Origin of the sequence: Micrococcus lylae (assembly GCF_900163825.1) — a bacterium.
Taxonomy (GTDB): Bacteria; Actinomycetota; Actinomycetes; order Actinomycetales; family Micrococcaceae; genus Micrococcus; species Micrococcus lylae.
Window position 1 is genome coordinate 1 of record NZ_FUKP01000025.1, and the last position, 23,421, is coordinate 23,421.

Consider the following 23,421-nt stretch of genomic DNA (forward strand, 5'->3'; position numbering starts at 1 on the left):
GGGGGGGGCGGGGGAGAGGACGCCCGGGGTCAGGGTGCCGATCGGGGCACGCGAGCCCTCCTGGGGCGCGGGCGGGCCCTCCGGACGGGGGCCGTTGTGGCTGGACGGTGCTGCAGGACGCGATTCGGGCATGGTGTCCAGCCTACTCGGGGGCTACGCTCGCCCCCATGAGCGAGAAAGAGTTCTGGTACAACACCCGCACCGGCCAGGTCGAGCAGGGCGCCCAGTCGGACTGGTCGCAGCTGCTGGGCCCCTACGGCTCCCGCGAGGAGGCCGAGGGGGCGATGGCGAAGGTCGCGGCCAACAACGAGGCCGCGGACGCCGCGGACGACGAGGACAGCAAGTGGGACAACCGTCCCGGCAACGACGCCGACTGACCTTGGGCCCCGCCGTCGTGCTCCCGGCCGCCTGCGGCGACGGGCGCGCGGCAGCGGGAGGCCGTCAGGACTCGAACTGGTGTTCCGGGGCCGGGAAGGCGCCGGTGATCACGTCCCGGCGGTAGGCGGCCACGGCGTCGGTGATCACGGAGTGCAGGTCCGCGTACTGCTTCACGAAGCGGGGCTTCCTGCGGTCGGAGAGGCCGAGCATGTCCTGCCAGACGAGGACCTGTCCGGTGGTGCCGCCGCCGGCGCCGATGCCGATGGTCGGGACGGTGAGGGCCTCGTCCACGGCACGGGCGACCTCGGTGGGGACCATCTCCATGAGCACGCAGAACGCGCCGGCCGCCTCGAGGGCGCGGGCGGAGGCGATCATCCGGTCGGCCGCGCCGTCGCCGCGGCCCTGCACCCGGTAGCCGCCGAGCACGTGCTCGGACTGCGGGGTGAACCCGATGTGGGCCACCACGGCGATGCCGGCGGCGGTCATGGCCTCCACATGGGGGACGAAGCGTTCGTCACCCTCCATCTTCACGGCGTGCACCCCGGCCTCCTTCACCAGGCGCATGGCGGAGCGGACGGCCTGCTCGGGGGACTCCTCGTAGGAGCCGAAGGGCAGGTCCGCCACCACGAAGGCCCGCTGTACGCCGCGGACGACGGCGGCGGAGAAGGTCACCATGTCCTCCACGGTGACCGGCAGGGTCGAGGAGTGGCCCAGCACGGTGTTGCCGACCGAGTCGCCGACCAGCAGCGCCTCGACGCCCGCGGCGTCGAACAGGGCGGCCGTCATGGCGTCGTAGACGGTGAGCATCGCGAACCGCCGTCCCTCGTCCTTGGCCCTCTGCAGGTGCACGGTGCGGTAGCGGGACGGGGCGGGCGGCCCGTACACGGCGGTCTCGTCGGCGGCGTCTGCGGAAGCGGGTGCGACCGCGCTGTCGGCGGCCTGGGGATGCTGGGTCGACATGTGCCCGAGTCTACGCAGTGGCGTGCACCACGCCGACTACAGTGACGTGCATGGATCGACAGCAGGATTTCGTGCTCCGCACCATCGAGGACCGGGACGTGCGCTTCGTCCGCCTCTGGTTCACCGACGTCATCGGCACCCTCAAGTCCGTGGCGCTGGCCCCGGCCGAGGTGGAGGGCGCCTTCACCGAGGGATTGGGCTTCGACGGCTCCTCGATCGACGGCTACACCCGCATCTTCGAGTCCGACATGCTCCTGCAGCCGGATCCGTCCACCTTCCAGATCCTCCCGTGGCGCGGTGAGCAGGAGCGCACCTCACGCATGTTCTGCGACGTGCTCACCCCGGAGGGCGAGCCCTCCCCGGCCGATCCCCGCCACGTGCTGCGCCGCGTCCTGAACAGGGCCGCGGACATGGGCTTCAGCTGCTACACGCACCCGGAGATCGAGTTCTACCTGCTGCAGTCCCCCCAGCCCGGACCGGACGGCAAGCCGGTCCCGGTGGACTCCGCCGGCTACTTCGACCACGTCCCCGGCGGCGTGGCCCAGGACTTCCGCCGCCACGCCGTGACGCTGCTGGAGGACATGGGCATCTCCGTGGAGTTCAGCCATCACGAGGGCGGCCCCGGACAGAACGAGATCGACCTGCGCGCGGCCGACGCACTGACCACCGCGGACAACATCATGACGTTCCGCACGGTGATCAAGGAGGTGGCCTCGCTCAACGACCACTACGCCACCTTCATGCCCAAGCCCTTCTCCGAGCACCCGGGCTCTGGCATGCACACCCACTTCTCCCTCTTCGAGGGCGACTCCAACGCGTTCTACGACCCCTCGGACGAGTACCGGCTCTCCACCACGGCGCGGCAGTTCATCGCCGGCCTGCTGCACCACTCGGTGGAGATCACCGCGGTGACCCACCAGTTCGTGAACTCCTACAAGCGCCTGTGGGGCGGCGGCGAGGCGCCCGCCTACGTGTCCTGGGGCCACAACAACCGATCCGCCCTCGTGCGCGTGCCGCTCTACAAGCCGGACAAGGCGGGCTCTGCCCGCATCGAGTACCGCGGCCTGGACGCCGGGGTGAACCCCTACCTCGCCTACGCCCTGCTGCTGGCCGCCGGCCTCAAGGGCATCGAGGAGGGCTACGAGCTGCCCGAGGCCGCCGCCGAGGACATCTCGGCGCTGACCACCATGGAACGTCGCGCCCTCGGCCACCAGCCGCTGCCGGGCACCCTGCACGACGCCCTGCGCATCATGGAGGACTCCGAGTTCGTGGCCGAAGTCCTCGGCGAGCACGTCTTCGAGACCCTGCTGCGGAACAAGGCCCAGGAGTGGGACGACTACCGGGTCCAGGTCACCGAGTACGAGATCAAGCGCTACCTCAGCGGCCTCTGAGCGGAGGGAGACGCCGATGACCTCGCTGCCCGGGGCCGACGCCGAGTCCCTCCAGCGCCGCGCCCTGACGGCCGCCGGATTCACGGACCTGGACCGTGCCCGCTCCCTCATGGGCCAGAGGGAATTCGAGGGCGTGGACCTCGAGGCCCTCGTGGCCGCACTGTCCCACGCCCCGGACCCGGAACAGGCGCTGCTGCTCTGGCTGCGCCTGATCGAGCGTGAGCCCGACGCGAAGGGGATCGTGGCGGACGAGGAGCAGGCAGCGCGGCTGGCCCGCCTGCTGGGCGCGTCCGAGGCCCTCGGCGAGTTCCTCATCCGGCGCCCGGAGCACCTGGACCTCGTCTCCGATCCCCAGCGGGCCGCCGCCACCGCTCCCGCCCTGACCCAGCGCGACCCGGCCGCGACCGGCCAGGACTGGCAGGACGAGTCCGCAGCCCTGCGTCGCCTGCTGCTCGAGTCGGTCGGCGCAGACCCGGAGGCCGAGCGACCCGTGGCCGGCCGGACCGATGCGGAGGCCGCCGTGGCCCTGCGTCGGGCCTACCGCCGGCAGATCACCGCGATCGCCCTGCAGGACCTCGGCTCGGCCGACCCCACCCTGATCGAACCGTCCGTCTCCGCCTGGCTGGCCGACCTGGCCGGTGCCGCGATCGACGCCGCGCTCGCCGTGGCCCGGGCCGCCGCCGTCGAACGTCACGGCGAGGCCGCCGCGACCCTCGACCTCGCCGTGATCGGCATGGGCAAGTGCGGCGCCCGCGAGCTCAACTACATCTCCGACGTGGACGTGGTCTTCGTCCACGCCGCCGGCGAGGGCCAGGACGAGACGACGGCCGCCGTGGTGGCTGCCGAGATGGCCGGCGGCATCGGCAAGGTCGTCTACGGCGCCGCCCCCGAGCCGAACCTCTGGGAGGTGGACGCCAACCTGCGGCCCGAGGGCAGGGACGGGGCGCTGTCCCGCACGGTGGACTCCCACGCGCAGTACTACCGGCGGTGGGCCCACGGCTGGGAGTTCCAGGCGCTGCTCAAGGCCCGCCCGATCGCCGGCTCCACCGCCCTCGGCGCGGAGTACATGGACCGCATGTGGCCGCTGGTGTGGAAGTCCTCCGCCCAGGAGGGCTTCGTGGAGAGCGTGCAGAAGATGCGCGGCCGGGTCATGGACACCATCGCCCACGCGGACCGGGACCGGGAGATCAAGCTCGGCAGCGGAGGTCTGCGGGACGTGGAGTTCACGGCGCAGCTGCTGCAGCTCGTCCACGGGCGTGCGGACGAGACCGTGCGCGTCCGCTCCACACTCGAGGCCATCGACCGGCTGTGCGAGGCCTCCTACATCTCCACCCGTGACGCCGAGGCGTTCGCCGCCCGCTACCGCTGGCTGCGCACCCTCGAGCACCGCATCCAGCTCGTCCACCTGCGGCGCACGCACCTGATGCCCACGAAGGAGGAGGCGCTGCGCGTGGTCGCCCGCTCCATGCAGGCGCAGGGCGAGCAGCGCCATGCCGGCGGCGAGGAGCTCTCCGAGACCTTCCGCACCGTGCGCCGTGAGGTCCGTCAGCTGCACGAGCGGATCTTCTACCGGCCGCTGCTGTCCACCACGGCGGCCCTGTCCGACGACGAGGTCAAGCTCACCGCCGAGGCGGTCCAGGAGCGCCTGGCCGCCCTGGGCTACCGCGACCCGAAGGGAGCCCTGGGGCACATCGAGTCCCTCACCCGGGGCTTGTCCCGCCGCGCCGCGATGCAGCGCCAGCTGCTGCCGGTCATGCTCGGCTGGTTCGCGGACGGACCGGACCCGGACGGCGGTCTGCTCGCCTTCCGTCGGCTCTCCGAGTCCCTCGGGGCGAGCTCCTGGTTCCTGCGCATGCTCCGCGATTCCAACGCGGCCGCCCAGCGCCTGTGCGGCGTGCTCTCCAGCTCCCGGTTCATCGGTGACCTGCTGGAGCACTCCCCGGAGTCGACCGCCTGGCTCGGCGACGACCGCCAGCTCGAGCCGATGGAGCCGGAGGCCCTGTGGAAGCAGGCCCGCGCCGTCCTGTCCCGCCGAGACCGGTCCGAGGAGCCGGCCAAGGTGGTCCGCCATGTGCGACACGCCCGCCGCCGCGAGATCCTCCGCGTCGCCCTGGCCGACGCCTCCGGTCATATCGACCTCGAGCAGACCGTCAGGGCGCTCTCCGACGTGGACCACGTGGCCGTGCTCGGAGCCCTGCACGTGTGCCTGGCCGCGGTCGAGCAGGAGGAGGAGCTGCTCACCGACGTCGCCGTCGTGGCGATGGGCCGTCAGGGCGGCCGCGAGATCACCTACGGCTCGGACCTGGACGCCATGTTCGTCCACCGCCCGCGCGAGGGCGCGGACCCGGAGGCGGCCCAGCACCAGGCCGTGGCGATCGCCAAGCAGCTCACCGCCCTGCTCAAGCAGCCGGCGAAGCCCGCCCTGCCGGGGGAACCCGCCCTCGTGGTGGACGCGGACCTGCGCCCGGAGGGACGTCAGGGACCACTCGTGCGCTCGATGGACTCGTACCGCGAGTACTACCAGCGCTGGGCAGAGGTGTGGGAGCGCCAGGCGCTGCTGCGTGCCCGTCCCCTCGCCGGCGAGTCCTCGCTGCTCGAGGAGATCGGGGACTGGGCGGACTCCGTCCGCTACAGCGGCGGACTCTCCGCCGGGGACCTGCGGGAGATCCGGCGCATCAAGGCCCGCGTGGAGTCCGAGCGGCTGCCGCGCGGCGTGCAGCCCTCCCGCCATGTGAAGCTCGGCCCCGGCGGCCTCTCGGACGTCGAGTGGCTCGTGCAGACCCTGCAGCTGCGCCATGCCGGCGAACACTCCTCGCTGCGCACCACGTCCACCCTTCCGGCGCTGCGCGCGCTGGTGTCCCTGGACCTGCTCCCGGCCGCGGACGCCGAGGCCCTCGAGAAGGCGTGGCTGCTGTGCAGCCGCATCCGTGCAGCCGGCTACCTCTGGTCCGGCAAGGCCTCGGACGTGCTGCCCTCCCACACCCGGGACGTGGCCGCGCTCGCCCGCTGGTGCGCCGGACCCGGGCACCACGCCGGCGACGTCGAGGAGCACGTCAAGCGCACCATGCGCCATGCCCGCCAGGTGTTCGAGAAGCACTTCTACGGGCTCTGACCCCATGCCGGTGGCCGGCCTGCGCCGGAGACTCCCTCGGAGGGACGGCCGCGTGCCACCGGTCCGTCAGCCGCGCACCACGTGCTCGCCGAGCAGCTCGACCGTGCGCCGGCGCACCGTCAGGCTCGGGGCCATGGCGGTCACCATCACCTCGTCCGCGCCGCTCTGTGCCGCGAAGTCGCGGACGTGGGTGGCGGCCTGCTCGCCGGTGCCCACGGCGGTGTGCCGCACCATGCGGATCACCTGCGCGGCGGCGGGCGAGTCCATGAGCAGGTCGAGCTCCTGGTCGGTGTAGTCCCGTCCGCGGCCGACCAGCATCTGCACACGCAGGCGCAGCGCGTGCTCGTACTCGGCACGGGCCTGCTCCTCGGTGTCCGCGGCCACCACGTTCATCGCCGCCATGAAGTGGGGCTCGGCCAGCTGCTCGGACGGCTGGAAGGTCTCGCGGTAGATCCGCGCGGCGTGCTCGAGCATGTCCGGGGCGAAGTGGCTGGCGAAGGCGTAGGGCAGGCCGAGGCGGGCGGCCAGCTGTGCGCCGAAGGCGGAGGAGCCGAGGATGTGCAGCGGCACGTCCGTCCCCTTGCCGGGGTACGCGTCCACGCCGTGCAGGCGGGACTCACCGCGCAGGTAGCCCTGAAGTTCCAGGACGTCCTGGGGGAAGTCCTCGGCGGCGTCGGGGGAGCGGCGCAGGGCCTGCAGGGTGCGCTGGTCGGTGCCCGGGGCACGGCCCAGTCCGAGGTCGATGCGTCCCGGATGGAGCTCGGCGAGCGTGCCGAACTGCTCGGCGATCACCAGCGGGGAGTGGTTGGGCAGCATGACGCCGCCGGAGCCCAGCCGGATGGTGGAGGTCTGCGTGGCCACGTGGGCCAGGAGCACGGCGGTGGCGGAGGAGGCGATGCCCGGCATGTTGTGGTGCTCGGCGAACCACACGCGCGTGAAGCCCTGCTCCTCGGCGGCCTGCGTGAGCTGCACGGACTCGGACAGGGCCTCGGCCACCGTCCGTCCCGGCTTCACGGTGGCCAGGTCGAGCATCGAGATCGGCAGCGCGGTCATGGTGGTCCTCCGGTGGGCAGACGACGGTGGGTCGTCAGTGCCAGCGCCCGGGCCGTCGTCGTTATTCCGCGCCGCCGGCGCGTGCCGGCCACCACGACGACGGCCCCGCACCCTCCGGAGGGAGGCTGCGGGGCCGCGCGGACTCCTAGCGGACTACGCCCGAGGAATCCCTGCTATGACGTCAGCAGGAGTAGTACAGCTCGAACTCGTAGGGGTTCGGGCGGGCGGCGAGCGGGGCGATCTCGGTCTCGCGCTTGTAGTCGATCCAGGCCTGGATGAGGTCCTCGGTGAAGACGTCGCCGGCGAGCAGGAACTCGTGGTCCTCCTCGAGGGCGCTCAGCGCCTCCTCCAGCGAGGAGGGGGCCTTCTGGATGTCCTTGGCCTCCTCCGGCGGGAGCTCGTAGAGGTCCTTGTCGATCGGCTCGGCCGGCTCGATGCGGTTGCGGATGCCGTCCAGACCCGCCATCAGCTGGGCCGCGAAGGCCAGGTACGGGTTGCCGGAGGCGTCCGGGGCGCGGAACTCGATGCGCTTGGCCTTCGGGTTCGAGCCGGTGATCGGGATGCGGATGCCGGCGGAGCGGTTGCCCTGGGAGTAGACCATCGAGACCGGCGCCTCGAAGCCCGGGATGAGGCGGCGGTAGGAGTTCACGGTCGGGTTGGTGAACGCCAGGACGGCGGAGGCGTGCTTGAGCAGGCCGCCGATGTACCAGCGGGCCGTGTCCGAGAGGTTGGCATAGCCCTTCTCGTCGTAGAACAGCGGCTCGCCGTCGGTCCACAGGGACTGGTGGCAGTGCATGCCGGAGCCGCCGTCGTCGAACACCGGCTTCGGCATGAAGGTGACGGTCTTGCCGAACTGCTCCGCCACGTTCTTGATGACGTACTTGAACTTCTGCAGGTCGTCCGCCGAGTGCGTGAGGGTGTTGAACCGGTAGTTGATCTCGGCCTGGCCGGGCGCGCCCACCTCGTGGTGCGAGCGCTCCACCTCGAGGCCGACCTTGCCGAGGACGGCGCACATCTCGTCGCGCAGGTCCGCCTGCTTGTCGATGGGGGAGACGGGGAAGTAGCCGCCGCCCTGACGGATCTTGTTGCCCAGGTTGCCGCCGGCCTCCTCGCGGGCGGTGTTCCACCAGGCCTCGTCCGAGTCCACGGCGTAGAAGGCGTGGTTGGGGCGGGAGGAGTAGCGCACGTCCTCGAACACGTAGAACTCGGCCTCGGGGGCGAAGAACGCGGTGTCTGCGATCCCGGAGGCGGTCAGGTACTCCTCGGCACGCTGGGCGACACCGCGCGGATCGCGGTGGTACGGCTCGCCGGTGCGCGGGTTCACGATCGAGAAGTTCATCGCCAGGGTCTTGCGTCTGCGGAACGGGTCCACGTAGGCGGTGGCGATGTCCGGGATCAGCTGCATGTCAGACTCGGCGATGCCGGCGAAGCCGCGGATGGAGGAGCCGTCGAAGAGCTGGCCGTCGCGGAAGAAGTCCTCGTCCACGGTCGTGGCCGGCACGTTGAAGTGCTGCTGGACGCCCGGCAGGTCGGTGAAGCGGATGTCCACGAACTCGACGCCCTCCTCCTTGATGAACGTGAGGACTTCCTCGACAGAGCTGAACATTGTTCTCGCCTGGCCTTCCTTGTGCGGCAGTGGGGGGCGTCCGCGGCAGGACTTCTTCCTCCGTGGAGCTTCCTTCACACTACGTGAGCGGCGTGACGCGGTCATGCCGCGGGTGTTTCCGGCGTGTAACGCGCTGCCGGCGGACCCCGACTACGCTGGTGGGGTGGCCAGAGACGAGAAGACCCCGCGGCAGCAGCGACCCCAGGGCGGCCGGAGCGAGCCGCTGATCACCCGCCGGGAGATGGCCGGCTGGGTGGACGGGCCCGGCGGCAACATCCATGCCGGCCGGTGGCCCGGCGACCGGCTCGGCCTGCCGGAGTCCGGGCCGAGCTCGTTGGCTCGCCCCCTGCGCCGGATCGGCGCGCTCTGCATCGACTGGGCCATCGCCCTGGTGATCTCCAACGTCTTCTTCGGCGGCAACGCCCTGGCCACCCTCATCGCCCTGGCCGTCATGCACGTACTCGGCCTGTCCCTGCTCGCCACCACGGTGGGCAAGGCCCTCGTCCGCATCCAGGTGGTGCCCCTGGGCGGCGGCTCCACCGCGCCCGTGCACAGGATCCTGCTGCGCACCGTCCTGCTGTGCCTGGTGCTGCCGCTGATGATCGTGGACCCGGACGGCCGCAGCCTCCACGACAAGGCCGCCGGCACCGTGGAGCTCGTCATGTGAGACCGAGGCGCCTGCGTGCGGGGCCTTCGGCGCCGGGCGCCGGACGGTGTCGCGGGCGGGACAACGACGACGGACCGTCACCTCGCGAGGTGACGGTCCGTCATCGTCTGGTCCGCGGTGCGGGAAGCGGGCCGGTCAGCGTCCGCGCATGCTCCGGCGGTCCGGGCGGGCCTTCATGGGGTCGACGCCCTTCGGGATCGGGAGCTTGGCGGAGCCGATGGCGGACAGGCGCTTGTCCACCGCGTTGACCTCGTGCTTGGTCAGCTTCTTCTCCATGGCCTTGAGGGTCTTGACGACCTTGTGCAGCGGGACCTGCCCCTCGCCATGACCGGTCTCCACGACGCGCACCGGCACGTTCGGCAGGAAGCGCTTCATGGCGCGCTCCTCCTTGTTCACGAGCTTCGCGATGCGGTTGGACGGGCCCTCGGTCACCAGGACGACGCCCGGGCGGCCGATCGCACGGTAGACGACGTCCTGGGTGCGCGGGTTCACGGCGACCGGCTCCTGGGAGACGATCCAGCCGCGCTTCAGCGTGGACAGGGCGGCGCCGGAGGCACCCGGGCGGCCGTCGATCTGGGCGAACATCGCGCGTTCGGCGAAGCGGTTCATCACGATGATCGCCGCCAGGACGCCGAACGGGATGGAGATCAGCAGCCAGGTGATCCAGTTGTGCAGCAGCAGGCCGATGAGCAGTCCGACCAGCAGGGTCGCCACGAAGGCGAGCACCATCCACAGCACCAGCTTCGGGTAGTGCTGGCGGGTCATGCTGAAGACCTGCTTCAGCTGCGTGATGATGCCGGGCTTGCGGCTGCGCTCGGCGCGCTTGGCCGCGCGGTCGGACTTCTTGTCTGCCTTCATCTGGCGACGGCGGTCGCGCTGCATCGCCTTGACCTCCTTGAGGGAGGGCGACGGCGAGCCGGGCTGAGAGGATGCGGAGTTCTTGGCCATAGCCTTTCCAGTCTACCTGCGCTGATCAGCCCATCCGGGCGACGACGGCGGCGGCCTCCTGGCGCGCCGTGGACTCGCCGGCCAGCTGGGACAGGTGCTCCGGGAGGGTCCGGCCGAGCTTCTCCAGCGCCGAGGCGTAGAGCTTGCCGGCACGGTAGGAGGAGCGCACCAGCGGCCCGGCCATGACGCCGGCGAAGCCGATCTCCTCGGCGCGCTTGGACCAGTCCACGAACTCCTGCGGCTTCACCCAGCGGTCGATCGGGTGGTGCAGCTTCGACGGACGCACGTACTGGGTGATGGTGATGATGTCGCAGCCGGCCTCGTGCAAGTCCACGAGGGCCTGGTCGATCTCGTGGTCCTCCTCGCCCATGCCGAGGATGAGGTTCGACTTGGTGACGAGCTCGTCCTCCTTGGCCATGGACAGGACCTTGAGGGACTTCTCGTAGGTGAAGGCCGGGCGGATCTTGCGGAAGATGCGCGGCACGGTCTCCAGGTTGTGGGCGAACACCTCCGGGCGGGCGTCGAACACCTGCTGGACGAGTTCCGGCACGGCCCCGAAGTCCGGCGGCAGGATCTCCAGGCCGGTGTTCGGGTTCAGCTCGTGGACCTTGCGGATGGTCTCCGCGTACAGCCAGGCCGCGCCGTCCTTCTGGTCGTCTCGGGCCACGCCGGTGACGGTGGCGTAGCGCAGGCCCATCTCGCGGATGTTCTCGGCGACCTTCTGCGGCTCCTCCATGTCCAGCGGACGCGGCTTGCCGGTGGCGATGTCGCAGAAGTCGCAGCGGCGCGTGCAGATGTCGCCGCCGATGAGGAAGGTGGCCTCGCGGTCCTCCCAGCACTCGTAGATGTTGGGGCAGCCCGCCTCCTCGCAGACGGTGTGCAGGCCCGAGCGCTTCACCTTGTTCTTCAGACCGATGTACTCCGGGCCCATGTGGACTTTGGCCTTGATCCACTCCGGTTTGCGCTCGACCGGGACCTCGGCGTTGCGCGCCTCGACGCGGAGCAGGCGGCGGCCTTCGGGTGCGGGGCTCATGCGGGGTGTCCTTCCGGGTCGGCGGTGGAGATGTACTGCGGGGCGAGCTCGGCGAGGTGGCGTTCGAGCACAGGACGGACGTCGGCCGGGGTGACCGTGCGTCCGATCTCCGCGGAGAGGGTGGTGGTGGAGGCGTCGGCGATGCCGCACGCGATGATCGTGGAGAACGGCTCCAGCGAGTTGGAGCAGTTCAGGGCCCATCCGTGCATCGAGACGCCCTCGTGGATGGACAGGCCGATGGCGCCGAGCTTGCGGTCGGGGCGCTGGGCGCCGTCCGGGGCCCGGTCTGCCAGGCACCAGATGCCGGCACGGCCGTCCACGCGGACGGCGGTGACCCCGTACTCGGCCGCGGTGCGGATGAGCAGCTCCTCGATGAACCAGACGAAGTCCTTCACGTGGGCGCGGTCCCGCAGCCGGACGATCGGGTAGCCCACGAGCTGGCCCGGTCCGTGCCAGGTGATCTTCCCGCCGCGGTCCACGTCGATCACTTCGGCGCCGTCCCTGGGGCGCTCGGCGTCCTCGGTGCGGCGGCCGGCCGTGTAGACGGGGGAGTGCTCGAGCAGGAGGATCTGTCCCTCGGACGCGCCGGAGACGACCTGAGCGTGCAGCGATCGCTGCAGGTCCCACGCCTCGCGGTAGTCGACGAAGTCGGGATCGAAGCCGAGGACGCGCACCGGGGGCACAGAGAGCTCAGACATGCCCGCCACTCTATCGGTTCAGGCAGGGTGTGGATAACTTCAGAGGGGCACGGCGTGGTGCGTCCAGAATGGCCGTGGCGGGACCGCACCGGTCACGCCGAGCCGGACGCGAGGGAGCTCAAAGATGCAGGCTTCGCAGGAGAGCGGGGACACGCCCCGGGGAGGCCCCGGGGCAGAGGGAGGCGGCGAGCGTGGGCGGGAGCACGCGCCGCAGGAGACGGAGCCGCCGGGCAGGCCCCGGGTGCCCGGGTGGACCGTGGGGCGCCGGCTGGGCGCCGGCGCCGACGCGGAGGTCTGGGAGGTCCGCGGGCCGGGCGGGGAGCAGGCGGCGCTCAAGGTGCCGCTGCCCGGCGGGGCGGAGGGCCTGGCCCAGGAGGCGGCCGCGCTGCGGCACCACCGCCACCGCCACCTCGTGGCGCCGCTCGGTGAGGTCGAGACCGACCGCGGCACCGGTCTGCTCACCGAGCTGCTGGCAGGTGGGAGCCTGGCCGCGCTCGTGCGTGCCGGCGGTCCGCTCCCGGTGGCCCGGATGCGGACGGCCGTGGTGCCGATCGCCCAAGCCCTGCAGTCCCTGCATGAGGAGGGCATCGTGCACGGGGACGTCTCCCCGGCCAACATCCTGTTCGACGTCGACGGCCGGCCTGCCCTGTCCGACCTGGGTGCCTCGCGGCTGCTGGGCGGGCAGGACCGTGCAGGCGGCACCCCCGGGTTCGCCGCGCCGGAGACAGTGGATGGGGCGCACGGGGACGGGGCCCCAGGCGCCGCGGCGGATGTGTTCGCCCTCGGCGCCGTCGCCTGGTTCTGCCTCACCGGGCGGGCGCCGGCCGGGTTCGACGACCGGGCGCCGCTGCCGGTGCTGGTCCCGGACGCCGGAGCAGAGCTCGCCGACCTGCTGGACGCCTGCCTCGACCCCGTGCCCGAACACAGGCCGAGCGCGGAGGAGTTCGCCCATGCGCTGTATGCCACGGGGGAGTGCGAGCCCGTCCTCCTGCACGCATCGGCCTCCCCGGAGGTGGCGCTCGTCCTGCCGACGGTGCGGCCGGCGCCCACGGCACCGGGACGCTCGGGGCGCGCTCGACCGAGCCGGAGGCGGGGCCGGATGCTGCCGGCCGCCGGAGGACTCGCGGCGGCCGCTGCAGCCATGACGACAGCGCTGATGCTCTTCGCACCGGCTGACACGCACGACTTGCGGGAGCAGGGCGGGACAGAGCCGACACGGCCGAGGCAGGCCGCCGCAGCTACGGATTCGACAGCAACGGCTGATCCGCGCCAAAGACCGTCCGGAGGACAGGGTGATGCCCCGCCGTCCGGAGGACAGGGCGACGCCCCGCCGTCCGGAGCGGGGCCGGACACTGCTGCCTCGCAGACGGCCGGAACCGACGGTCGCAGGCCGGAGGCGGACCCCGCGCTTCCCGACGCGCACGTGCTCGAACGGGTGGCCACAGAGCGTGCGAGGGCCCTCGCCCACGCCGACGCCGCCGCCGTGGCGGCCTACGCGGTCCCCGACTCGGACGCGGGCATGGCGGACCGCACGGTGATCGAACGCCTCCGGGCAGAAGACACGCGGTTCGACGGCCTGGAGCTGTCCGTGACACCGGACGGTGAGGCTGACGCTGGATCGGGGCAGCGGCCGACCGTGGCGGCCGTCCCCGTGGTGCTGGAGACCTCGGCTCACCGGCTCGTGGACGGCAACGGCGAGGTGCTCACCGCGGAGGTCGCGCGACGTGACGCCGCGACCCTTGTGATGGAGCGGACGGAGGACGGCTGGAAGGTGAGCGAGGTGCGCCCGAGGTGAGCGGCCGTCGTCGTGACGACGGCGCAGCCGGAGGGGGCGGACCGCCGGGGAGGGCGTGGGCCGCCGGTTCCCCGGACACGGAGAAGGGGCCGGCCCGGCGAGCGATGCTCACCGGGCCGACCCCTGCTGCTGACGGCGTGTGCCGCCGACGATCAGATGAAGACCGCCACCAGGATGTTGATCAGCGCCATGCCGCCGACGGCGTGGGCGAGGCCCGTGCCGACCGACTCACCGGAATTGATCTTGCGGCGTCCGATCAGGGCCGCCACGAAGACGATCACTCCGACGAGCAGCTTGATGCCGAGCTTCATGTGGTTCGCATCTCCCACGATCGAGACGATCGCGGCCAGAGCGATGCCGGAGACCAGCATGCCGATCGCACCCCACCACTGCGAGGTGGTGACGGTCGGACGCTTGAAGTTGGCGAACCAGCCTCCCAGCACCGCTGCCACCGAGATGAAGTGGAGGGCGAGGAAGATCAGGCGGAGGACGTCGGTGAAGTCCATGGTGTGCGGGGGATTCCTTTCGTCAGAGACCCAGCTCGTGACCGAACTCGCCCGCCTCGAGACGCTGGCGCAGCGTCATCAGGAAGCGGCCGGCGTCCGCGCCGTCCACCAGACGGTGGTCGTAGGTCAGGGACAGGTACATCATGTGGCGGATGCCGATCGAGTCGTTGCCGTCGGCGTCGGTGACCACCATCGGACGCTTCACGATCGCACCGGTGCCGAGGATGGCCACCTGCGGCTGGTTGATGATCGGGGTGTCGAACAGGGCACCGACCGAGCCGATGTTGGTGATCGAGAAGGTGCCGCCGGACAGCTCGTCCGCACCGATCTTGTTGGTGCGGGCACGGTCCGCCACATCGGCGATCTTCTGAGCGAGGCCCGAGAGGTTCAGCGAGCCGGCGTCCTTGATCACCGGGACGAGCAGGCCCCTGTCGGTGTCGACGGCGATCGCCAGGTCCTCGGAGGCGTGGTAGGTGATCTCCTTGTTGTCCTCGGAGAACGAGGCGTTCAGCTTCGGGTGCTGCTTCAGCGCCTCGGCCACGGCCTGGGCGATGAATGGCAGGTAGGTCAGCTTCACGCCGTTGCGCTCCTGGAAGGAGGCCTTGGCCTGGGCGCGCAGGTTCACGATGCGGGTCAGGTCGACCTCGTGCACCTGGGTCAGCTGCGTGGACAGGTCCAGAGACTCGCGCATGCGCTGGGCGATGACCTGGCGGATGCGCGGGGCCTTCTCCGTGTTGCCGCGGACCGACGGGTCCACGGAGGACCCGACCGGAGCGGCCGGAGCGGAGGCGGCGGCAGCCGGGGCCTGGGCCTGGGCGGCCTTCTTCTCGGTGCCGGAGGCAGCCTCGCCCGCGGCCAGGGAGGCGGCGAGCACGTCCTGCTTGCGGATGCGACCGCCCACACCGGTGCCGCGAACGGTGGACAGGTCCACGTTGTGCTGCTTGGCCAGGCGACGCACCAGCGGAGTGACGTAGCCCTGGCCCGGCTCGGTGGCCGTCGGGGTGTCGGCGCCCTGACGTTCGCGGTCGGCGCGCTTGGAGGCCTCCTCGGACGGAGAGGTCTCCTCGGGCTTGGCGCCGTCCTCGTCCTGGTCGGCGTCCTCGTCCGCGGCCTCCTCGACCGCCTCCTCGGTCTTCTCGGGAGCTTCGGCCTGTGTGGCCTTCTCCTCGATCTCCTCGGCCGAGGCGTCGGACTCGTCCTCCGTCACCGCGTCATCGGTGGAGCCGCCGTCGGAGTCGGAGGAGCCGGAGCCGTCGCCGACGAGGGCTAGGACGGCGCCGACCTCGACGGTCTCGTCCTCCTCGGCCTTGATCTCGACGAGCTTGCCGGCGACCGGGGACGGGATCTCGGTGTCGACCTTGTCGGTGGAGACCTCGAGCAGCGGCTCGTCGACCTCGACCTCGTCACCGACCTCCTTGAGCCAGCGGCTGATGGTGCCCTCGGTGACGGACTCGCCCAGGGCCGGGAGAGTGACCTCGGTGGTCTCGCCGGAGGAGGAGCCCTTGTCGGCCTTGACCTCCTCCTTCTCCTCGGAGTCGTCGGAGTCGTCCGACTCGTCGGCGGCCGCGGCCTCGGAGGCGTCCTCCTCGGCCTCGGCGTCGTCGTCGGAGTCGTCGGACGCGCCGCCGCCCTCGCCGTCGCCGATGGTGGCGAGCGGGGCGCCGACCTCCACGGTGTCGTCCTCCTCGACGAGGATCTCCTCGAGGACGCCGGCGACCGGGGACGGGATCTCGGTGTCGACCTTGTCGGTGGACACCTCCACGAGCGGCTCGTCGACGGCGACCTCGTCACCGACCTCCTTGAGCCAGCGGGACACGGTGCCCTCGGTCACGGATTCGCCGAGTGCGGGAAGGTTCACGGTTTCGGACATGTGGCCGATTCTCCTCACGGACGGACGACCGTCGTCGCAGTCGTCGGGTGGTCTGTCCGGCCCGCGGGGACGCGGGTCGGGATGTCTGGGTGGATGGGGTCAGCCGTGCAGCGGGTGGCCGAACAGGGCCATGGCGGCCTCGCCCAGCGACTCGTTCTGGGTCGGGTGGGCGTGGACGAAGGCCGCCACGTCCTCCGGGTAGGCCTCCCAGTTCACGATGAGCTGCGCCTCGCCGATCTGCTCGGAGATGCGCTTGCCGATGCCGTGCACGCCGACGATCGGGCCGTTCTTCTGGCGGACCATCTTGATGATGCCGCCGGTGCCGAGGATGGAGGACTTGCCGTTGCCGGCCAGGTTGTACTCGGTGATCTCGACGTTGTCCTTGCCGTACTTCTCCTCGGCCTTCGGCTGGGTGAGGCCGACGGACATGATCTCCGGCTCGGTGAAGGTGACCTTCGGGATGTTGACGTCCTCGACGACCATGGGGTTGTTGCCGGCGATCTCCTCGGCGACGAAGATGCCCTGCTGGTAGCCGCGGTGGGCGAGCTGCAGGCCCGGGACGATGTCGCCGACGGCGTAGATGTTGCCGACGCCGGTGTGGAGGCGCTCGTCGGTCAGGACGAACCCGCGGTCCATCTTGATGCCCTGATCCTCGTAGCCCATGCCCTCGGTGTTCGGACCGCGGCCCACGGCGACGAGGCAGACCTCGGCGGTGAACTCCTTGCCGTCGGCGAGGGTCACCTTGACGCCGTCCTCGGTCTCCTCGACCTTGTCGAAGAAGGTGCCGAGGTTGGTCTTGATGCCCTTCTTCTTGAACTCGCGCTCGAGGACCTTGATGATGGCCGGGTCCTCGTTCGGGACGAGGTGCTCGAGGCCCTCGATGACGGTGACCTCGACGCCGAAGGAGTTCCACAGGGAGGCGAACTCGGAGCCGATGACGCCGCCGCCCAGGACGATGGCGGACTTCGGGGTGTAGTCGAGCTCCAGGGCCTCGGTGGAGGTCATGATCTTCTTGGAGATTGGCAGGCCCATGGTCTTGGAGACGGAGCCGGAGGCCAGGACGATGTTCTCGCCCTTGTAGCGGGTGCCGTCGACCTCGATCTCGTTCTCGGAGACGAGCTTGCCCTCGCCCTCGATGACCTGGATCTTGCGCATCTTCATCAGGCCGGACAGGCCCTTGTGCTTGCCGGCGACGATGCCGTCCTTGTAGTCGCGGACGGCGGACATGTCGACCGACTCGAGGGTGGCCTTGACGCCGAACTTCTCGGCGTGGCGGGTCTCATCGGCGACCTCCGCGGCGTGCAGGTACGCCTTGGTGGGGATGCAGCCCGTGTGGAGGCAGGTGCCGCCGAGCTTGGCCTTCTCGACGAGACCGACGGTCTTGCCGTACTGGACGGAACGCAGCGCGGCTGCGTAGCCGGCGGAACCACCGCCGAGGACGAGGACGTCGAATTCCTGAGCGGATGCCTTGTCGGCCACGATGGAGCTCCTTGGGTGCTGGATCGATCGCTGATTGCTGTCCGGATGCCGACCGACCCGCGGCGACGCCCGTGGTGTCGGCGCCGCCGCAGGTCCGGTGCGGACGGTCGTGTCTACCTTACCCGGCGCGGCCCGCGATGAAACCAATCAGGGTGCGGACCATCGTGCCGGTGGCGTCCTTCGGGGTGTAGCCGTACGGGGCGGACTCGTTGAACGAGGGGCCGGCGATGTCCAGGTGTGCCCACGGGGTGGGGGACTCGGCGCGCTCGGACTCGTCGCGGGAGGCGTCCACGAAGTCACGCAGGAATGCGGCGGCGGACATCATGCCGCCGAAGCGGTCACCCACGTTGGAGATGTCTGCCACGCGGGAGTCCAGCGAGGCGCGCAGGTTCTCCGGGATCGGCATGGCCCAGGCGGTCTCGCCCACGCGGTCGGCGGTGGCGACGAGCTCGTCACGGATCTCGTCGTCGCCCATGATGCCGGTGGTGCGGGTGCCCAGCGCGATCATCTGGGCGCCGGTGAGGGTCGCGATGTCCATGACGACATCCGGGGTCTCCTCGGTGGCGGCGACGATGGCGTCGGCCATGACCAGGCGGCCCTCGGCGTCGGTGTTCATGACCTCGACGGTCTTGCCGCCGTACATGGTCAGGACGTCGGACGGGCGGATCGCGGTGTCCGAGGGCATGTTCTCGGCGAGGGCGAGCCAGCCGGTGACCTTGACCTTCAGGCCGAGGCGGGCGGCGGCGCGCACGACGGCGAACACGGAGGCCGCGCCGCCCATGTCCGACTTCATGGTGGTCATGGACGTCGCCGGCTTCAGGGAGATGCCCCCGGTGTCGAAGGTGATGCCCTTGCCCACGATGGCGATGTGGGCCGCGGCGTCAGCAGGGGCGTGCTCGATGCGCACGAGGCGCGGCAGGCGCGAGGATCCCTGGCCGACGCCCATGATGCCGCCGAAGCCCTCGGCGAGCAGCTGCTTGTCGTCCCAGACCTTGACGGAGACGCCCGAGCCGGCGAGGTCCTCCTCCACGGTCTTCGCGAAGGTCTCCGGGTAGAGGTGCGACGGCGGGGTGTTGATGAGGTCGCGGGTGGCGCACACGGCGTCGGCGATGTGCCCAGCGCGCTCGAGGACGGCCTCGGCGTCGGCGGCCTCGGTCACGAAGGACAGGGCGGAGACCGGGGCGGAGCGGCGGGCGGCCTCGGCGTCCTTGGCGGACTTGTGGGCGGTGAAGGCGTAGGAGCCCATGCCGGCGCCCTCGGCGACGGCGGCGAGACGCTCGGCCGTGTCGGCCGGCAGGCCCACGGCGACCTTCTCGGTGCCGGCGAGGGCGCGGACCGCGGCGCCGGCGGCGCGGCGCAGGGCCTCCTCGGTCGGCTCGGCGTCCTCCACCGAGCCGACGCCGGTGAGCACGACCAGCTCGACGGGGCAGCCCTCCACGCCCGGCACGCGGACGACCTCGTCCGCCTTGCCCGAGACGCCCAGCGGCTCCAGCAGGGACTGGAGTCTCTCCGCCGCGTCGGCCGGCAGGGGGTTGGCCAGCAGCTCGGCGCCGTCGGCGCCGGTGCCCACGCCGATCACGAGGGCAGCGGCGTCGGTGCCCTCGAGCGTGCAGGTGGTCAGGGTCGGACGATCGGTGGTGATCACGTCGTCGGTCCTCGTTTCCATGTCGATGGTTCTGGTCGCGAGCGCGCTGTGCCGGGCACGGGCGGACCCCGCGGCATGATGCGCGTCACGCCCGATCCTATCGTCGCCTGTTGCGAGCCGTTCGCGGCGGGCGATCGGAGCGGCGCGGCATCGGCGGACGACCCGCATCGTGCGGGGAATGGACCGGCATGCGGCATCGTTGTGGATCGAGGCGGGGCCGACGGCGAGCCGTCTGCGCCGAGATCGAGGAACCGGACCAGGAAGGACCAGGTGAGGCCGCGGCCATGCAGACTCCCGAGACGCTCATGACCCTGCACCCCGGCGTGGAGGTGCCCGAGGGGCTCGACCTTCTGGTCGCCCTCTCCGGGCACATGGACGCCGGACGCGTGGCCCGCCAGCTGCGCGAGGCCGTCCGTGACCGGCTGGAGACCACCCCGGTGGCGGACGTCGACCTGGACGCCGTCTACGACTACCGCGCCCGCCGTCCGCACGTGCGCTTCGAGCGGGACCGCTATCTGGACCTGCAGGTGCCGCGCATCGGCGTGGATCTCGTGAAGGACCTGCTGGGCCATCCGTTCCTCATGCTCTCCGGGCCGGAGCCGGATTTCCGATGGCACGGCTTCGCCGCAGAGGTCCTGGAGCTGGCCGACCGCTGGAGGGTCAACTCGTTCGTCCTCGTCGACTCCGTGCCGATGCCCGTGCCGCACACGCGCCGGGTCGGCGTGACCGCCCATGGCACGCGCACCGACGTCTTGGCGGGCTTGAGCACCTGGTCCGCCGAGGCCGAGATGATGGCCGGGATGCTCCAGCTGCTGGAGACGGCCGCCGAGGAGAAGGGCATCCCGACGGCCGGCTACTCGCTGCACGTGCCGCACTACATCGCCGAGGCGAAGTTCCCCCAGGCGGCGGTCGCGGCCTTCGAGTACGCCGGCGCCGCCATGGGGCTGATGCTCCCCACCGACGAGCTGCGGGACAAGGCACGGGACGTCGAGGCCGAGCTCGAACGGCAGACCGCAGGCTCCGAGGAGATCCAGGCCATGGTGTCCGGTCTTGAACGCACCTTCGACCAGAACGTCGCGGAGCAGGGGCGGTCCCTGCTCGAGACCTCCGAGGGACTCCCCGACGGCGACGAACTCGCCTCGGCCGTGGAGGCGTACCTGCTCGGACGGGAGGGTGGCCCGTCCGCACGCCCCTCCTCTCCTGCACAGGACGACGAGGGCCCGGGCCCGTCCACAGACACGCCGTGACGCAAGGGGTCGCGCTGGCCTGAAACGGCACGGCGGTCCAGCGTGACGGCATGGACACCACACAGCACACCGCCACCGTCCCGCACGCCTCGGCCCGCGACGTCGACGACCTGCTCGGCTACATCGGGCACGTCCTGGGCCGACTGCCCCGCTCCAGCCTCTGCTTCATCACCCTCCGGGGGAAGACCATGCGCGCCGTGGCGCGGGTCGACGTCCCCGTCCCCGCCCCGTCGGCAGAGGGGACGCGGCGACGCTGGGCCGAGGCCGTCGCCCGCGCCGTCCGCTCGGACCGCGACGCCGACGGCTGCCTGCTCGTCGTCCATGAGCCCGGCCTGGACGAGTCCGTGCACCGGCCGCTGGCGCCGGTCCTGCGAGCAGTTCTCCAGCGGGCCGGAGTCCCCGTCGTGGCCGCATGGTGCGTGGAGGACGGGGCCGCCGTCGCCTGGACCGGAGAGGGTGAGGACATCGACGTCGGCCAGGACGACGAGCCGCGCCCGATCGGTTCCCCCGAGCTGAGCGCCGTCTCCCTGTCCTTGATGGCGGCGGAGGGGTCGATCTGGAACTCCGGGCCCGGACGCGCAGATGTGCCCACCCCGGCGGCACAGCACGTCCCCTGGCCGCTGCCGCCGGACGACGACGAGGCCTCGATCACCGCCTGGCTCGGACTCTGGGCGCGGATCCTGGCCGGGCGGTCGCACATCGGCGTGCTGAACCGCAGGCAGGCTGCGGCCCCGCTGGCGCTGCCCCTGTGGCGGGACCGCCTGCTGGGGATGGCCGCCGTCGGGCATGACCACGACGCGGGGCCCGACGCCTGTCCCGTCGACCTCTTCTTCGCCGACTCGGACGAGGCGCCGCGCTGGGACCTGCTCGACCGTCTCCACGACGAGCTGCGGGCCGCCGTCCCGGACCTGCCCGTCGAGCAGGCGGCCAATGCGCTCGCCGTGGTCGGATGGATCGCCTGGGCCCGAGGGCAGGGGTCACGGGCCGGCGCGCACCTCGAGGAGGCTTGGCGCCTGCGGCCAGGCCACGGCCTGACCTCCCTGCTCCTCCGTCTGGTCGAGGGCGGGCGCATCGCCGGCTGGGCGTCGAACCCGCGGACCGCCTGGCGACCCGCCGGGTGAGGGCCCGGCCGGGCGAGGGGCTGCGTGGCATAATCGGGCCTCACGGCAGGCCGCGGAGCATTTCCGTCCCGAGCGGGAATAGACCGTCAGCAGGCCGTGTTGTGCGCACCGAAGACCCTGGAGTCCGTTGCGGTCGCCGGACACGCCGCAGCGCGGTGTGGCCGTCAGGCCTGGACTTGACAGGGTCACGCGCATGTCGGCTCCCAGCGGTCCTCCACCGGACCGGAGGGGCGACGGTGCGCGCCACTGCAGACACCCGCGGAACGGCCGCGGACCAACCGAAAGGCCACGTGTGACCCCGACGTCGACCACCAGCGGCAAGCAGGACGGTCCGGAGACCACCTCGACCCCCGCCGCGAAGAAGACCACCGCTCGCAAGACCACCGCGGCCAAGAAGTCCGGTACGACGGGCTCGACGACGACCGCTGCGAAGAAGCCTGCGGCGAAGAAGGCCACGAGCACCGGGTCTGCCTCGACCGCGAAGTCCTCTTCGGCGAAGAAGACCTCCACCGCCGCGGCGAAGAAGACGACGTCGACCGCGACCAAGAAGGCCTCCACCGCCAAGACCCCCGCGGCGAAGAAGACCACGGGCACCGGGTCTGCCTCGACCGCGAAGTCCTCTTCGGCGAAGAAGACCTCTACCGCAGCGAAGAAGACCACCGGCACGGCGGCCGCGAAAGCTCCGGCCGCGAAGACCGCATCCCGCAGGCCTGCAACGAAGAAGGCCTCGGCCAAGGCCGCCGCGGAGCTCGAGGACCTCCAGCCGACCGCGCCCGACGCCGTCGAGGAGACCGAGGTCGAAGAGCCCCAGTCCGACGAGTCGGCGGCCAAGGAGCAGGCCGGCGTCAAGGGCGACAAGAAGGGTGAGGACGCCGGTTCCTCCGGCGGCTTCGTGGTGGACAACTCGGAGGACGACGCACCGGTCCAGCAGGTCGTCGTCGCCGGTGCGACCGCTGACCCGGTGAAGGACTACCTGAAGCAGATCGGCAAGGTCGCCCTCCTCAACGCGGAGCAGGAGGTGGACCTCGCGATGCGCATCGAGGCCGGCCTCTACGCCGAGCACAAGATGAAGGAGAACCCGGTCGAGGACTACCGCGAGCGTCGCGACATGCAGCTGATCATCGCGGACGGCCGCCGGGCGAAGAACCACCTGCTCGAGGCGAACCTTCGTCTCGTGGTCTCCCTGGCCAAGCGCTACACCGGCCGCGGCATGCTCTTCCTGGACCTCATCCAGGAGGGCAACCTCGGGCTGATCCGTGCCGTCGAGAAGTTCGACTACACCAAGGGCTTCAAGTTCTCGACCTACGCGACCTGGTGGATCCGTCAGGCCATCACCCGCGCGATGGCGGACCAGGCGCGCACCATCCGCATCCCGGTGCACATGGTGGAGGTCATCAACAAGCTCGCCCGCGTGCAGCGCCAGATGCTCCAGGACCTGGGCCGCGAGCCCACCCCGGAGGAGCTGGCCAAGGAGCTCGACATGACCCCGGAGAAGGTCGTCGAGGTCCAGAAGTACGGCCGCGAGCCGATCTCGCTGCACACTCCGCTCGGTGAGGACGGCGACTCCGAGTTCGGCGACCTCATCGAGGACTCCGAGGCGGTCGTCCCGTCGGATGCCGTGTCCTTCACCCTGCTCCAGGAGCAGCTGCACTCCGTGCTGGACACGCTCTCCGAGCGCGAGGCCGGCGTCGTCGCCATGCGCTTCGGCCTCACCGACGGCCAGCCGAAGACCCTGGACGAGATAGGAAAGGTCTACGGCGTGACGCGGGAGCGCATCCGGCAGATCGAGTCGAAGACCATGTCGAAGCTGCGCCACCCGTCCCGGTCTCAGGTGCTGCGCGACTACTTGGACTGAGTCCCCGTTACCTTCTTCGTGGCTCCTGGATCCGTCAGGATCAAGGAGTGCTGACCG

At 71.1% G+C, this 23,421-nt stretch carries 18 protein-coding genes; 8 read left to right on the forward strand and 10 right to left on the reverse strand.

Annotated elements, in window-relative coordinates; genetic code table 11:
• Positions 1-167: 167 nt before the first annotated feature.
• Positions 168-377 (forward strand): hypothetical protein, encoded by a 210-nt coding sequence (locus tag FM125_RS04160; protein ID WP_067188654.1) that lies wholly within the window; start codon positions 168-170, stop codon positions 375-377.
• A 64-nt stretch (positions 378-441) separates the two neighbouring features.
• Here the strand turns inward: FM125_RS04160 and panB are convergent, their stop codons facing one another.
• Positions 442-1,338, reverse strand: a complete 897-nt coding sequence (gene panB, locus FM125_RS04165) for a 3-methyl-2-oxobutanoate hydroxymethyltransferase (protein ID WP_087133741.1) — start codon at positions 1,336-1,338, stop codon at positions 442-444.
• 50 nt (positions 1,339-1,388) lie between these two features.
• Between panB and FM125_RS04170 the strand changes: the two genes are divergently transcribed.
• Together FM125_RS04170 and FM125_RS04175 are read left to right on the forward strand one after the other, a co-directional pair.
• Entirely contained in the window at positions 1,389-2,729 is a 1,341-nt protein-coding gene (locus tag FM125_RS04170; RefSeq protein WP_087133742.1) for a glutamine synthetase family protein, read from the forward strand.
• A 16-nt stretch (positions 2,730-2,745) separates the two neighbouring features.
• Positions 2,746-5,841 (forward strand): bifunctional [glutamine synthetase] adenylyltransferase/[glutamine synthetase]-adenylyl-L-tyrosine phosphorylase, encoded by a 3,096-nt coding sequence (locus FM125_RS04175; protein ID WP_087133743.1) that lies wholly within the window; start codon positions 2,746-2,748, stop codon positions 5,839-5,841.
• A gap of 66 nt (positions 5,842-5,907) precedes the next feature.
• On the opposite strand, the gene FM125_RS04180 is transcribed toward FM125_RS04175, so the two are convergent.
• Both FM125_RS04180 and glnA read right to left on the reverse strand, forming a co-directional pair.
• Positions 5,908-6,894, reverse strand: a complete 987-nt coding sequence (locus FM125_RS04180) for an LLM class flavin-dependent oxidoreductase (protein ID WP_087133744.1) — start codon at positions 6,892-6,894, stop codon at positions 5,908-5,910.
• A 181-nt stretch (positions 6,895-7,075) separates the two neighbouring features.
• Positions 7,076-8,500 carry a type I glutamate--ammonia ligase gene (gene glnA, locus FM125_RS04185; RefSeq protein ID WP_087133745.1) on the reverse strand — a complete coding sequence of 475 codons (1,425 nt, stop codon included), beginning with the start codon at positions 8,498-8,500 and terminating at the stop codon, positions 7,076-7,078.
• Between the two features lie 163 nt (positions 8,501-8,663).
• On the opposite strand from glnA, the gene FM125_RS04190 reads away from it, so the two are divergent.
• Positions 8,664-9,167, forward strand: coding sequence for an RDD family protein (locus FM125_RS04190; protein ID WP_067188645.1), 504 nt, complete (start codon positions 8,664-8,666; stop codon positions 9,165-9,167).
• A gap of 135 nt (positions 9,168-9,302) precedes the next feature.
• Here FM125_RS04190 and FM125_RS04195 read toward each other — a convergent pair whose 3' ends face one another.
• The 3 genes from FM125_RS04195 to lipB are packed head-to-tail and all read right to left on the reverse strand — an operon-like array spanning position 9,303 to position 11,846.
• Positions 9,303-10,115, reverse strand: coding sequence for a DUF4191 domain-containing protein (locus tag FM125_RS04195; protein WP_067188643.1), 813 nt, complete (start codon positions 10,113-10,115; stop codon positions 9,303-9,305).
• Positions 10,116-10,140: 25 nt separating this feature from the next.
• Positions 10,141-11,148: a lipoyl synthase gene (gene lipA, locus FM125_RS04200; protein WP_067188640.1), complete on the reverse strand. Its 1,008-nt coding sequence runs from the start codon at positions 11,146-11,148 to the stop codon at positions 10,141-10,143.
• Entirely contained in the window at positions 11,145-11,846 is a 702-nt protein-coding gene (gene lipB, locus FM125_RS04205) for a lipoyl(octanoyl) transferase LipB (protein ID WP_070639256.1), read from the reverse strand. The genes lipA and lipB overlap by 4 nt, the downstream gene beginning before the upstream one ends.
• A gap of 241 nt (positions 11,847-12,087) precedes the next feature.
• Here lipB and FM125_RS04210 point away from each other — a divergent pair, with 241 nt between their 5' ends.
• Entirely contained in the window at positions 12,088-13,641 is a 1,554-nt protein-coding gene (locus FM125_RS04210; RefSeq protein WP_180525342.1) for a serine/threonine-protein kinase, read from the forward strand.
• Positions 13,642-13,793: 152 nt separating this feature from the next.
• Here FM125_RS04210 and FM125_RS04215 read toward each other — a convergent pair whose 3' ends face one another.
• From FM125_RS04215 to FM125_RS04230, 4 genes are all read right to left on the reverse strand, one after another.
• Positions 13,794-14,147: a hypothetical protein gene (locus FM125_RS04215; protein WP_067188633.1), complete on the reverse strand. Its 354-nt coding sequence runs from the start codon at positions 14,145-14,147 to the stop codon at positions 13,794-13,796.
• Between the two features lie 22 nt (positions 14,148-14,169).
• Positions 14,170-16,017 (reverse strand): 2-oxoglutarate dehydrogenase, E2 component, dihydrolipoamide succinyltransferase, encoded by a 1,848-nt coding sequence (gene sucB / locus FM125_RS04220; RefSeq protein ID WP_087133747.1) that lies wholly within the window; start codon positions 16,015-16,017, stop codon positions 14,170-14,172.
• 99 nt (positions 16,018-16,116) lie between these two features.
• On the reverse strand, positions 16,117-17,496 hold the full coding sequence (gene lpdA, locus FM125_RS04225; RefSeq protein WP_067188629.1) for a dihydrolipoyl dehydrogenase: 1,380 nt from the start codon (positions 17,494-17,496) through the stop codon (positions 16,117-16,119).
• Positions 17,497-17,614: 118 nt separating this feature from the next.
• A complete protein-coding gene (locus FM125_RS04230) occupies positions 17,615-19,162 on the reverse strand; it encodes a leucyl aminopeptidase (RefSeq protein WP_180525345.1) in 1,548 nt (515 codons plus the stop codon).
• A 263-nt stretch (positions 19,163-19,425) separates the two neighbouring features.
• Between FM125_RS04230 and FM125_RS04235 the strand changes: the two genes are divergently transcribed.
• The 3 genes from FM125_RS04235 (at position 19,426) to FM125_RS04245 (ending at position 23,364) form a co-directional block, all read left to right on the forward strand.
• On the forward strand, positions 19,426-20,388 hold the full coding sequence (locus FM125_RS04235) for a PAC2 family protein (protein WP_087133749.1): 963 nt from the start codon (positions 19,426-19,428) through the stop codon (positions 20,386-20,388).
• Positions 20,389-20,438: 50 nt separating this feature from the next.
• Positions 20,439-21,509, forward strand: a complete 1,071-nt coding sequence (locus FM125_RS04240) for a DUF4192 family protein (protein ID WP_087133750.1) — start codon at positions 20,439-20,441, stop codon at positions 21,507-21,509.
• A gap of 292 nt (positions 21,510-21,801) precedes the next feature.
• Entirely contained in the window at positions 21,802-23,364 is a 1,563-nt protein-coding gene (locus tag FM125_RS04245) for an RNA polymerase sigma factor (protein ID WP_245829791.1), read from the forward strand.
• The last annotated feature ends 57 nt before the right edge of the window (positions 23,365-23,421 follow it).

Bases quoted from the DNA above. Each gene is read 5' to 3' on its own strand.
- FM125_RS04160 (WP_067188654.1), top strand. From the start codon at position 168: ATGAGCGAGAAAGAGTTCTGGTACAACACCCGCACCGGCCAGGTCGAG.
- panB (WP_087133741.1), bottom strand. From the start codon at position 1,338: ATGTCGACCCAGCATCCCCAGGCCGCCGACAGCGCGGTCGCACCCGCT.
- FM125_RS04170 (WP_087133742.1), top strand. From the start codon at position 1,389: ATGGATCGACAGCAGGATTTCGTGCTCCGCACCATCGAGGACCGGGAC.
- FM125_RS04175 (WP_087133743.1), top strand. From the start codon at position 2,746: ATGACCTCGCTGCCCGGGGCCGACGCCGAGTCCCTCCAGCGCCGCGCC.
- FM125_RS04180 (WP_087133744.1), bottom strand. From the start codon at position 6,894: ATGACCGCGCTGCCGATCTCGATGCTCGACCTGGCCACCGTGAAGCCG.
- glnA (WP_087133745.1), bottom strand. From the start codon at position 8,500: ATGTTCAGCTCTGTCGAGGAAGTCCTCACGTTCATCAAGGAGGAGGGC.
- FM125_RS04195 (WP_067188643.1), bottom strand. From the start codon at position 10,115: ATGGCCAAGAACTCCGCATCCTCTCAGCCCGGCTCGCCGTCGCCCTCC.
- lipA (WP_067188640.1), bottom strand. From the start codon at position 11,148: ATGAGCCCCGCACCCGAAGGCCGCCGCCTGCTCCGCGTCGAGGCGCGC.
- lipB (WP_070639256.1), bottom strand. From the start codon at position 11,846: ATGTCTGAGCTCTCTGTGCCCCCGGTGCGCGTCCTCGGCTTCGATCCC.
- FM125_RS04215 (WP_067188633.1), bottom strand. From the start codon at position 14,147: ATGGACTTCACCGACGTCCTCCGCCTGATCTTCCTCGCCCTCCACTTC.
- sucB (WP_087133747.1), bottom strand. From the start codon at position 16,017: ATGTCCGAAACCGTGAACCTTCCCGCACTCGGCGAATCCGTGACCGAG.
- FM125_RS04230 (WP_180525345.1), bottom strand. From the start codon at position 19,162: ATGGAAACGAGGACCGACGACGTGATCACCACCGATCGTCCGACCCTG.
- FM125_RS04235 (WP_087133749.1), top strand. From the start codon at position 19,426: ATGCAGACTCCCGAGACGCTCATGACCCTGCACCCCGGCGTGGAGGTG.
- FM125_RS04240 (WP_087133750.1), top strand. From the start codon at position 20,439: ATGGACACCACACAGCACACCGCCACCGTCCCGCACGCCTCGGCCCGC.